This is a genomic window from Lonsdalea iberica, from assembly GCF_002111585.1.
In the GTDB taxonomy this organism is placed as follows: Bacteria; Pseudomonadota; Gammaproteobacteria; order Enterobacterales; family Enterobacteriaceae; genus Lonsdalea; species Lonsdalea iberica.
The window spans coordinates 109,622-121,292 of record NZ_LUTP01000001.1; the positions used below are offsets into that span (position 1 = coordinate 109,622).

The window sequence follows — 11,671 nt, forward strand, 5'->3', positions numbered from 1 at the left end:
ACGGGGCGGCGATGCCCTTTCGATTTCGACGCGGTTACCCGGCGTTTTGCGCACCGTCATCCTGCCGGACAAGTTGAGACGGCTGGTGGTAATACCGCTGTGTTTCCCAGTGAAGCAACGTCAGTGATCCTCCCCAGCAGCAGCCGGTATCCAGCGCGAAAATGCCTTCCGGCGTGCCTTTGCCTTCCAACGATGCCCAATGCCCGAAGGCGATGGCGTACTCACTCGGCACCGGTCCGGGTAAATTGAACCAGGGCTTAAGCATGGACGGCGCCTGTGCAGGCGGCGTTTTGCACATCATATCCAGCTGTCCGCCGCTGAAGCAGTAGCGCATGCGGGTGAAGACGTTGGTGCTGAAGCGCAGTCGCGGCAGTCCGCTCAGTTCCGGCAACCAGTTGTTCGGCATGTCGCCATACATCGCATCCAGAAACAACGGATAGCTGTCGCTGCTCAAGATGGATTCGACTTCGCGAGCGCACATCTGCGCGGTGTCCAGATCCCACTGCGGTGTAATCCCCGCATGGGCCATCACCAACTTAAGATCCTCATCGACCTGCAGCACCGGTTGGCGACGCAGCCAGTTGATGAGATCGTCGATGTCCGGCGCGGCGAGCAGCGCGTCCAGCCGGTCTTTGCTTTTCTGACGGCTGATGCCGGCGTAAACCGCCAGCAGATGCAGGTCGTGGTTACCGAGCACCATGCGTACCGACGAGCCCAGCGAGCGCACGAAGCGCAGTACCTGCAATGAATCCGGGCCGCGGGCGACGAGGTCGCCGGTCAGCCATAGCGTATCCCGCGCGGTATCGAAAGAAACTTGCGCCAATAGCGCTTCCAGTTCAACGAAACAGCCGTGAACGTCGCCAACAAGATAGGTAGCCATAAATTAGTGTATCAATGAAGGGATTGCCAGGCGGAATACCGGGATAGATTCCTGGAAGGTCTCACCCTGATGGTCGAGCATCTGGTAATGGCCTTCCATCGTGCCCAGCGGCGTTTCAAGAATGGCGCCGCTGGTGTATTGGAATTCACTGCCGGGATGAATGACGGGCTGAACGCCGATGACGCCTTCGCCCTGAACTTCAGTCTGACGCCCGTTGCTGTTGGTGATGAGCCAGTAACGGCTCATCAGTTTGACGTCGTGGCGTCCCAGATTGCGGATCGTGATGGTGTAAGCAAAGACGTAGCGATCTTCTTCCGGCGCAGACTGTGCTTCTACGTAGAAACTCTGAACCTGTATGCAAACTCGGGGCGCGTTGATCATGACGACAACTCCAGTTTATTCCTGCGCCGTAGGATGATTGCTAAGCCAGTTAGCGAGCTTGCAATACTGCTCTACGGTCACGTTTTCCGCGCGATCGTTGGCATTGATGCCCTGTTCCGCCAACTGCTCTTGCGTGAACAGGTTGCCCAAACTGTTGCGCAGCGTTTTACGGCGCTGATTGAAGGCTTCAGTGGTGATCCTGCTCAGCACGCGGGTGTCGACCTGAGGATAAGGCGACGTCGTGTGAGGCACCAGCCGCACGACCGCCGACTCGACTTTCGGCGCAGGTCTGAACGCGGTGGGAGGAACTTCGAGTACCGGGATAACCTGACAGTAGTATTGCGCCATCACGCTCAAACGGCCATAGGCTTTACTGTTCGGCCCTGCCACCAACCGGTTGACTACCTCTTTCTGCAACATAAAGTGCATGTCGCGAATAGCCTGAGTATAGCTGAACAGATGAAACATCAATGGTGTGGAAATATTATACGGCAGGTTGCCAAAGACCCGCAGAGGCTGGCCGATTTGCTGCGCCAACTCGGCGAAGTCCACTTTCATGGCATCCTGCTGAATGATAGTGAGCTTATCTTTCAACGTGGGGTGGACTTCCAGCCGTGCGGCCAGATCGCGGTCCAGCTCGACGACGGTAAAGTGGTTCAGTCGTTCTCCCACAGGCGCAGTCAGAGCACCCAGGCCAGGGCCGATTTCCACCAGCGCCTGATCCGGCAGCGGGTGAATGGCGGAGACAATGCTGTCGATCACAAAATGATCGTGTAAAAAGTTTTGCCCGAAACGTTTACGGGCGAAGTGGCCTTGGTGTACTCGATTATTCATTACGATTAGCAATCATTTTAATAGCAAGATTTAGGGCGGTGCCGAAGCTGCCGGGATCGGCCTGGCCGGTGGCGGCCAGCTCCAGCGCCGTGCCGTGGTCGACCGAGGTACGGATAAACGGCAGACCCAGCGTGATGTTGACTGCCCGGCCGAAGCCTGATACTTCAGAACCGGCAATCCCTGGTCGTGATACATCGCCAGCACGGCATCCGCCGGCTGCAAATATTTAGGTTGAAACAAGGTGTCTGCCGGCAGCGGGCCGACCAGCTGAATGCCCTTCTCCCGCAGCTCATCGAGCGCCGGAATGATGACGTCCAGCTCTTCCCGACCCATATGACCGCCTTCGCCCGCATGGGGATTCAGGCCGCAAACATAGATCGACGGGTTTGCAATACCGAATTTGGTCCGCAAATCGTGATCGAGAATGGTGACGACTTCGTGCAAACATTGACGGTCGACCGCGTCCGCCACGTCTTTCAGCGGCAGATGCGTCGTCGCCAGCGCGACGCGCAGCTCCTCGGTCGCCAGCATCATGACGACCCGCTCGCAATGGCTGCGTTCGGCAAAGAATTCGGTGTGCCCGGTGAACGGCACGCCAGCCTCGTTGATAATGCCTTTATGCACCGGACCGGTAACCAGGGAGGCAAATTCGCCACGCAGGCAGCCGTCGCAGGCCTGAGCCAGCGTCTCGACGACGCAACGGCTGTTCTCCACGTTTAACTGGCCGGGGACGACGGTCGCCGCCAGTTTGACGGGTAACACGGTCAGCGTTCCGGCCTGCTGAGGTCGCGCGGGTTCGGCAGGAAGATACTCCCGCACAGTTAGCGGGATATTCAGCGTCCGCGCCCGGCTCAACAGCAGTTCGGGATCGGCACAGACCACCAGCTCGACCGGCCAGGCCTGTTGGGCCAGCGAGACGATCAGGTCAGGACCAATCCCGGCGGGGTCGCCGGGGGTGATCACGATGCGTGGCGTGCTGCGTTCAGTCGACATTAGTTGCTTTGTCCATCCAGCACTTTGACGTAGGCGGCCGCGCGTTTTTCCTGCATCCAGGTCTGAGCTTCTTCCGCAAACTTGCGGTTGAACAGCATGCGGTAGGCGCGCTCTTTTTGCGCCGCGTCGGTCTTATCGACCTGACGAGTGTCCATCAGCTGGATCAGATGCCAGCCAAAGGAGGAGTGCACTGGCTGGCTAATTTCGCCTTTGTGTAGTTTCAGCAGCGCGTCGCGGAATACCGGATCGTAAACGTCAGGTGAAGACCAGCCCAGATCGCCGCCCTGATTGGCGGAACCCGGATCCTGCGATAGCTGGCGCGCCTGAGCGGCGAAGGTGGTGCCGCCGCTCTTGATCTGCCGAGCGACTTCCAGCAGTTTGGCGCGGGCCTGGTCGTCGGTCATGACGACAGAAGGTCTGAGCAGAATGTGGCGGGCGTGCATTTCCGTGACGGAGACGGTTTTGTCTTCGCCGCGGATGTCGTTGACGCGCAGAATGTGGAACCCGACGCCGGAACGGATCGGGCCGACTATCTGGCCTTTCTGCGCCTGCACCAGGCTTTCTGCGAACAGCGTCGGCAGCTCCTGCAGTTTACCCCAGCCCATCTGTCCCCCTTTCAGCGCTTGCTGATCGGCGGAGTAGGTGATGGCGAGCTTACCAAAGTCGGCGCCCCCGTTCGCTTCTTTCACCAGACGCTTGGCCAGATCTTCAGCCTGATCGACTTCCTGCTGCGTCGGGTTTTCCGACAACGGCAGCAGGATATGGCTCAGATTGACCTCGGTATCGCCGGTGTTCTGATTGGAGACCTGCTTAGCCAGCGCGTCGACTTCCTGCGGGAGGATGGTGATGCGGCGGCGCACTTCGTTATTGCGCACTTCGGCGATGGTCATGTCTTTGCGGATCTGGCGGCGGTAGGTATCGTAGCTGATGCCTTCCTGCGCCAGGCGGTCGCGCATCTGAGCGACGGTCATGCGGTTCTGAGCCGCGATGCCGCTGATGGCTTGGTCCAACTGCTCGTCGGTGATTTGGACGCCCATCTTCTGGGCCATTTGCAGCACGATGCTGTCGACAATCAGGCGATCGAGGATCTGATGGCGCAGAGTGGCGTCATCGGGCAACTGCTGGCCGGCGCCCTGAGCGTTCAGCTTGACCGACTGCAGTAAGCCATTGACATCACTTTCCAGCACGACGCCGTTATCCACCACCGCGGCAACGCTATCAACGACCTGTGGCGCGGCAAACGCTGTCGAGACGCTCAGCGTCAGTCCCAGAATCAGTGCTTTCCAGTTGTTCATACCTTTCCCATTAAATGTCATCCGCCCGGAGGCGGGTTAAATGTTGAATTGCTACCGGTATTAGACGCTTATAGCGGCCAGAGTTCCCGGCGGTACACCATTAGAAAGAGCGTTGGTACGGCAAAATGCCGTTCGCCAGCATTTTGTCTGTGCCCAAACTGTAGTTGCTGCTCAGACCGCGCAGTTCAAACGACACGCCGACTTTGTTGTCGTAGACGCTGCTGTTGGAGGCGGTGTTCCAGGTGGTGATCTTCCTTTCGTAACCGACATTGACCGCCCAGCAACAGGTGGAATACTGCAGACCAATCAGCTGATCGGCCGGCTGGTTCATCTTGGTGTCGTAGTAATACGCGCCGACGACGGCCCAGCGCTCGGACAGCGGCCAACTGCCGGTCATCCCCACTTGAGAAATGCCCTGCTGATAGGCCGGAAGGTCGTCTTTGCTGTTCAGCATGGATTGAATATATTCCGCGCTGGCGTAGCGGTAGTTCAACTGCAGCATGCGTTCGCCGCCACCGCGGTATTCCACCACGGCGTCGCCGACCGTGAAGTTATCCACGCGGGCGTCGTACTGCGCGCCGCCGCGGATCGCCCAGTTATCGGCGATCTTCCAATAGGTATCACCCGCCCAGGTCAGGCTGCCGTTGTGGTAGTTGTTGTCGAGCGACGAGTTGGTGTTGCCGGTGCGCGGACGCTCAAAGTAGTAAATCTGACCGAGCGAGGCATTGAAACGTTCCACCAGCGCGTCGTCGTACAGACGGGTAGTGACCCCACTTGCGACCTGGTTGGCGGAAGCAATACGGTCCAGGCCGCTGTAGGTGCGGTCGCGGAACAGGCCCGCGTAGTCGCTTTGCAGCAGCGTGGAGTCATAGGTACGAATGTTGGTCTGATCGCGGTACGGCACGTAGAGGTACATCGCGCGCGGTTCCAGCGTCTGGGTGTAGCCTTTCGCCCAGTCCATATCCCGTTCAAAGACCAGCTTGCCGTCGACTTTGTACTGCGGCATCACGCGGTTGACCGACTCATCTAATTGGTTGTTCGGGTTAGCGCTGTTGTAGTAGGACAGATTGCTCTGCTGATAGTGGGTCGCCATCAGCTTGGCTTCAGCATTCAGGCTTGCCCAACCATTGGACAGCGGCAGGTTGAAGGTCGGCTCGGCGTGCAGTCGGGTCGCCGTCGGCATATTCGGGTTAACGTTGGTAAATTTCACCGCCTGCCCGTACAGGTGCATGTCGACAGGACCCAGATCGTTAAGGTAGTAATTCATGTCGAGCTGCGGCTGTGCGCGATAGACATCCGAGGTATTGCTGAATATCTGATAGCTGCGCGTCGACAGCGTCGCATCGAAGTTGCGGTCGGCGTAAGCGGCGCTGAACTTCTGGGTGGCATAGCCGTCGGTGGTGGAGCCGTATTTAGACGACAGATCGGTAAAGTAGTACGGGTCGCTGACTTTGGTATAGTCGACGTTGAAACGCCAGACCTGATTGAGTACGCCGCTGTGTTGCCAGTACGTCAGCCAGCGGGTGGTATTGCTGTCCGCCTCGTAGGTGCCAGCTTTGATCTCTTTGTCGTACTGCTTATCGTTCGGCAGCCAGTCCAGCTCGAACACGCCGGCGCCGGCACGGGTCAGGTAGCGGAATTCGTTCTCCCACTGCAGCCCACGCTTGGTCTGCACGTGCGGCGTGATCGTCGCGTCGAAGTTAGGGGCAATGTTCCAGTAGTACGGCGTCATCAGCTCGAAGCCGTTGTTTTTGCCGTATTTAGCGTTCGGGATCAAGAAACCGGAACGGCGGCGATCGCCTACGGGGAGCTGAAGATAAGGGCTGTAGAAAATAGGAACACCGGCGATGCGGAATCGCGCGTTCCAGATTTCAGCCACTTCTTCTTCCCGGTCGTGGATGACTTCCGAACCCACGACGCTCCAGCTATCGTCACCTGGCAGGCAGGACGTAAAGGTGCCGTTTTCCAGAATGGTGTATCGGTTGTCGTCGCGCAGCTTCATCTTGTTGGCGTCGCCGCGACCCTGACGTCCGACCATCTGGTAGTCGCCTTTGTAGACGTCGGTGTCTTTGGTATTCAGGTTCGACCAGGCTTTCGGCCCTTTCAGGATCACCTGATTGTCATCGTAATGGACGTCGCCGGTGGCGGTGACCGTGCGGGTTGGGTCGGTTTTGCCCGCCTGCTGAATTTGATTCAGCTCGACTTCCTTGGCGGTCATCACCCGGTTGCCTTGCTCAATATTCACATTGCCTGTGAATACGGCATTGTCGGGGTAGTTCGCCTGGGAGTGATCTGCCTGGATGTGAACGGGCAGCTGGCCGGTATCGCCGGTCACCAGCGGACGGTTATACGTCGGTACGCCGAGCATACACTGAGAGGCGAGGTCCGCCATGGCTTGCTGGCTGTAGAGCGCTGACCACACTAACGAGGCCAGCAGAGTTGGGAAACTTTTTTTCATACGCGGTATCAGGTGTTCCGTCATCAGGGGCATCATGCCGGCAAACCGTCAGAGACTATATCACGCGCTGGCGCAGTGCCAGTGCTAAATCCCCGCCGTTTTCTACGCGCTGCCGTTAGGAGCAAAGATAAATGACGGGTATGATAAAGCAATTTTTAGCCGACGGCATGAGGATTTGAGGAGTATATGCGCTATTGGGGAAAGTTGCTGGGGCTAGCGATGGGCGCAGCGTCCAGCGGTGGCGTCAGTGCGGTGATTATCGGGCTGCTGGTGGGTCATTTATTTGACAAAGCCCGCTCGTCGCGTCGGCGTACCGCCTTTTCCGCTCACTCCTCTCGTCAGGCGCTGTTCTACATCACCACGTTCCAGGCGATGGGGCATCTCACCAAGTCGAAAGGGCGGGTGACCGAGGCGGATATTCTCGCCGCGACCCATGTCATGGATCGGCTGGAGCTGCGTGGCGAAGCGCGCGATGCGGCCCAACAGGCGTTTCGTGAAGGCAAGTCTCGTCAGTTCCCGGTGCGCGGCAAGCTGCGTAAACTGCGAGATGTCTGCATCGGTCGTTTCGATATGGTTCGCCTGTTTTTGGAAATTCAACTGCAGGTCGCCTTCATCGACGGCGCGCTGCATCCCAACGAGCGTCGGCTGCTGTATGTTTTCGCCGATGAGCTGGGCGTGACGCGGGCGCAATTCGAGCTTTTCCTGCGCACGATGGAACGCACGACGCAACAATCACATACGCAGTCTCGGCACGGCAAGGGGGGTTGGTCCCAGCAAGGCGGTAATGCGCATCAGCGTCGGGGGCAGTCATACGATGGACGCTCTCAGTATCAGCGGCCGCCGACATATCCGCGTGGGCCGACCGTGGAGAGCGCCTGCCGGACACTGGGGGTACGTTCCCATGATGATGCGGCGACGGTGAAGCGGGCTTATCGCAAGCTGATGAGCGAACATCATCCGGACAAGGTGGTGGGGAAGGGGCTGTCGCCTCGGATGATCGAACTGTCGAAGCGCAAAGCGCAGGACATTCAGGCGGCCTACGAATTCCTCAAGGTTCACAAGTTTACGCGTTAACGTTTCCTCGCCCCTCGTCTTCGTCGACGCCCTCTCTCCTGTTGCTACTCACACTTCGAACACTTCGTCAAAAATCCGGTTCGCAGCGAAAATGCATCGGCTCATGCGATGCCGGATGAGTGATAAACAGCTCCTGCGCGTGCAATTGCAAACGCGACGCCATCGCCCGTGCGGCGGGCGGTGCGTAGAAACCATCCCCCAGAATCGGGTGTTCGATAGCCAGCATGTGCACCCTCAGCTGATGGGATCGTCCGGTGATCGGCATCAGTTTCACTCGGGTTGTTCCGTCATCGTCGCGAGACAGCACTTCCCACACAGTTTGCGCGGACTTGCCCTCGGTGAAACAGACTTTCTGTTTAGGACGGTTGGGCCAGTCGCAAATCAGCGGTAAATCGACGAGCCCTTCGTCCTGCGCCATATGTCCCCAGACTCGGGCGATATAGATCTTTTTCGGTTCGCGTTCGCGGAACTGGCGCTTTAGCTCACGTTCAGCCGCTTTGGTCAACGCGACGGCGATGACGCCGCTGGTCGCCATATCCAAGCGGTGAACGGATTCGGCCGACGGGTGCTCCGCCTGGATTCGACTCATGATGCTATCGCGGTTTTCCGGTGCGCGGCCGGGAACGGACAGCAGGCCGCTGGGTTTGTTGACCACCATGAGATGCTCATCCTGATAGAGCACCTGTAGCCAGGGATCTTGCGGCGGGTTATAGGGTTCCATGACTGGCTCCGAGCGGGCGGCAAGGGGGTTCCCCTGCCGCGTGAGTGATAAGCGCCATCATGTCGCTGTTATTGGTGTGAAACCACGACCAGACGGATGGCATCCAAACGCCAGTTTGCCTGTTCGAGATTCAACAGCACCTGTTCCCGCTGAGTTTCCAGCGCCTGTAGCTCGTCTTCGCGGATGTTGGGGTTGACCGCTTTAAGCGCCGTGAGGCGTTCCAGCTCATGCCGCAGCGCTTTGTCGGCGAACTCGGTGGCCGTGGCAATCACTTTCTGCGCTTGTTCGGCGACCAGCGGCTCCGCTTTTTGCAGCATGTCATGCACATCGGGCTGCACAGCGTTCACCAGTTTGCTGGCGGTATGGCGGTTGACCGCAGCCAGCTGGCGGTTGAAGCTTTCGAACTCCACCTGCGCGGCCAGATCGGTGCCTTTGCGATCCAGTAGGATGCGTACCGGCGTCGGCGGCAGGAAACGGGTGAGCTGCAGTTTTTTCGGCGCCTGCGCCTCTACCACATACACCAGTTCCGCAAGCAGCGTGCCGACCGGCAGCGCTTTGTTTTTCAGCAGCGAGACGGCGCAGCTGCCGGTATCGCCGGACAGGATCAGATCCAATCCGTTGCGGATCAGCGGGTGCTCCCAGCTGATGAACTGCGCATCCTCACGTGACAACGCCTGCTCGCGATCGAAGGTGATCGTGCAGCCGTCCTGGGACAGACCGGGAAAGTCCGGCACCAGCATGTGTTCGGACGGACGCAGCACGATCAGGTTGTCGCTGCGATCTTCCTGATGGATGCCGATGATATCGAACAGGTTAAGCGCAAAGTTGACCAGCGTGACATCGTCGTCCTGCGCGGCGATATCGGCAGACAATTTTTTCGCCTGTTCGCCGCCGTTCGAGTGCATTTCCAGCAGGCGGTCGCGTCCCTGTTCCAGCTGGGCTTTCAGTGCATCGTGCTGTTCGCGGCATTCGCGAATAAACTCGTCGACCCCGTCCTGCTCTTCCGGATGAGCGAGCAGACCGATCAGACGATCGTAATGGCTGTCGTAAATCGAGCGGCCGGTCGGGCAGGTATGTTCGAATGCGTCCAGACCTTCGTGATACCAACGGACCAGCAGCGCCTGCGCAGTACTTTCCAGATAAGGCACCAGAATTTGGATGTCATTCTCTTGGCCGATACGATCCAGACGGCCGATGCGCTGCTCCAGCAGGTCGGGGTTGAACGGCAGATCGAACATCACCAGATGGCTGGCGAACTGGAAGTTGCGTCCTTCGGAGCCGATTTCGGAGCAGATCAGCACCTGAGCGCCTTCCTCTTCCGAGGCAAAATAGGCGGCAGCGCGGTCGCGTTCCAGAATCGACAGTCCTTCGTGAAATACCGCGGCGCGGATGGCTTCACGCGTCCGCAGCGCCTGCTCTAATTGCAGCGCGGAGGCGGCTTTGGCGCAAATCACCAGCACTTTCTCGTCGCGATGGCTGGTCAGGTAGTCGAGCAGCCACTCTACGCGCGGGTCGAAGCTCCACCAGGTGGCGTTTTCATCTTCGAACTGCTGATAAATTTGCTCGGGATACAGCATGTCCTGAGCGCGCTTCTCGGCGTTTTTGGCGCCGGACATGATGCCGGACACCTTGATCGCGGTCTGATACTGAGAAGGCAGCGGCAGCGGGATGGTCTGTAGCTGACGTTCCGGGAAGCCCTGCACGCCCTGACGGGTGTTACGGAACAGCACGCGGCTAGTGCCGTGGCGGTCCATCAGCATGGCGATCAGCGCTTCTCGCGCGGAGCGCGCGCTGTCCTCGTCGTCGGCGTTAATGGCTTGCAGCAGCTCGCTGATGTCCTGTCCGCCCAGCAGCGACGTCAGTGCCTGAAGATCGTCCGGGCTGGCCTCGTCCCCGGTCAGTAACTGCGTCACGGCATCGGCCACCGGCTGATAGCGTTGCTGTTCGGCCACAAATTCGGCGTAGTCGTGGAAGCGGTTCGGATCCAACAGACGCAGGCGGGCGAAGTGACTTTCCTGACCCAGCTGTTCCGGGGTCGCGGTCAACAGCAGCACCGCCGGGGTGACACTCGCCAGTCGCTCGATAGCCTGATACTGCGGGCTGGGCTCGGCTTCGCTCCAGGTCAGGTGATGCGCTTCGTCCACCACCAGCAGATCCCAGTCGGCGTTGACCAACTGTTCAAAACGTTTCGGGTTGCGTTGGACAAAGCTCAGTGAACAGATGATCAGCTGCTCGGTTTCAAACGGGTTGCTGCTATCCAGCAACGCTTCAGCGTAGCGTTCGTCGTCGAACAGCGAGAACAGCAGATTGAGGCGGCGCAGCATTTCCACCAGCCACTGGTGCTGCAGGGTTTCCGGCACGACGATCAACACGCGATCGGCGCGTCCTGACAGCAGTTGTTGATGAATGATCATCCCGGCTTCGATGGTTTTCCCCAGACCGACCTCGTCCGCCAGCAGAACGCGCGGCGCATGGCGCTGGCCGACTTCGTGCGCGACATAGAGCTGGTGAGGGATCAGGCTGGCGCGCATGCCGCGCAGACCGCTCCAAGGCTGCTGGGCCTGAGCGTGCAGGTGCTGGCGGGCGCGATAGCGCAGGGCAAAGCGATCCATCCGGTCAAGCTGGCCGGCGAACAGACGATCCTGCGGCTTGTTGAAGGTCAGCTTGCTGTCGAGGAAGACTTCGCGCAGCAGGGCAGGCGTTTCATCGTCCAGCCGCTGGCCGATATACGTGCGCAGACCGTTTTCGTCGATGACTTCGTCGACCTGCATCTGCCAGCCCTCATGGCTGGTGACGGTATCGCCCGGATTGAACATGACCCGGGTGATGGGGGCATCATTGCGTGAATAAAGGCGATTCTCGCCGCTGGCGGGAAACAGTAGGGTTACCATTCTGGCATCAACCGCCACTACCGTTCCCAATCCTAATTCGCTTTCTGTGTCGCTGATCCAGCGCTGACCAAGTGTAAAAGGCATATGTGCTTAGCTCGATACTCGTCGTTGTCGAAAATTGTCTGAATGACAGTCATTGTCGGC

The 11,671-nt window shown here is 58.9% G+C and carries 8 protein-coding genes and 1 pseudogene; 1 reads left to right on the top strand and 8 read right to left on the bottom strand.

The window, feature by feature from the left end; genetic code table 11:
• Positions 1-34: 34 nt before the first annotated feature.
• From apaH to lptD, 6 genes and pseudogenes are all read right to left on the bottom strand, one after another.
• Positions 35-880: a bis(5'-nucleosyl)-tetraphosphatase (symmetrical) ApaH gene (apaH, locus tag AU511_RS00485; protein ID WP_094108418.1), complete on the bottom strand. Its 846-nt coding sequence runs from the start codon at positions 878-880 to the stop codon at positions 35-37.
• A gap of 3 nt (positions 881-883) precedes the next feature.
• On the bottom strand, positions 884-1,261 hold the full coding sequence (gene apaG, locus AU511_RS00490) for a Co2+/Mg2+ efflux protein ApaG (RefSeq protein WP_026739075.1): 378 nt from the start codon (positions 1,259-1,261) through the stop codon (positions 884-886).
• 15 nt (positions 1,262-1,276) lie between these two features.
• Positions 1,277-2,095, bottom strand: coding sequence for a 16S rRNA (adenine(1518)-N(6)/adenine(1519)-N(6))-dimethyltransferase RsmA (gene rsmA / locus AU511_RS00495; RefSeq protein WP_094108419.1), 819 nt, complete (start codon positions 2,093-2,095; stop codon positions 1,277-1,279).
• Positions 2,088-3,088, bottom strand: a pseudogene (gene pdxA / locus AU511_RS00500) (4-hydroxythreonine-4-phosphate dehydrogenase PdxA). The gene rsmA and the pseudogene pdxA overlap by 8 nt, the downstream one beginning before the upstream one ends.
• The gene (gene surA / locus AU511_RS00505) at positions 3,088-4,383 is read right to left on the bottom strand and encodes a peptidylprolyl isomerase SurA (RefSeq protein ID WP_094100616.1); all 1,296 of its coding nucleotides are present in this window, start codon (positions 4,381-4,383) and stop codon (positions 3,088-3,090) included. The pseudogene pdxA and the gene surA overlap by 1 nt, the downstream one beginning before the upstream one ends.
• 100 nt (positions 4,384-4,483) lie before the next feature.
• Positions 4,484-6,877, bottom strand: coding sequence for an LPS assembly protein LptD (gene lptD, locus AU511_RS00510; protein WP_205756396.1), 2,394 nt, complete (start codon positions 6,875-6,877; stop codon positions 4,484-4,486).
• A gap of 150 nt (positions 6,878-7,027) precedes the next feature.
• On the opposite strand from lptD, the gene djlA reads away from it, so the two are divergent.
• Positions 7,028-7,915: a co-chaperone DjlA gene (gene djlA, locus AU511_RS00515; protein ID WP_094108420.1), complete on the top strand. Its 888-nt coding sequence runs from the start codon at positions 7,028-7,030 to the stop codon at positions 7,913-7,915.
• A 67-nt stretch (positions 7,916-7,982) separates the two neighbouring features.
• Here the strand turns inward: djlA and rluA are convergent, their stop codons facing one another.
• Positions 7,983-8,636, bottom strand: coding sequence for a bifunctional tRNA pseudouridine(32) synthase/23S rRNA pseudouridine(746) synthase RluA (gene rluA, locus AU511_RS00520; RefSeq protein WP_094108421.1), 654 nt, complete (start codon positions 8,634-8,636; stop codon positions 7,983-7,985).
• 68 nt (positions 8,637-8,704) lie between these two features.
• On the bottom strand, positions 8,705-11,611 hold the full coding sequence (gene rapA, locus AU511_RS00525) for an RNA polymerase-associated protein RapA (RefSeq protein WP_094108422.1): 2,907 nt from the start codon (positions 11,609-11,611) through the stop codon (positions 8,705-8,707).
• Positions 11,612-11,671 lie beyond the last annotated feature (60 nt).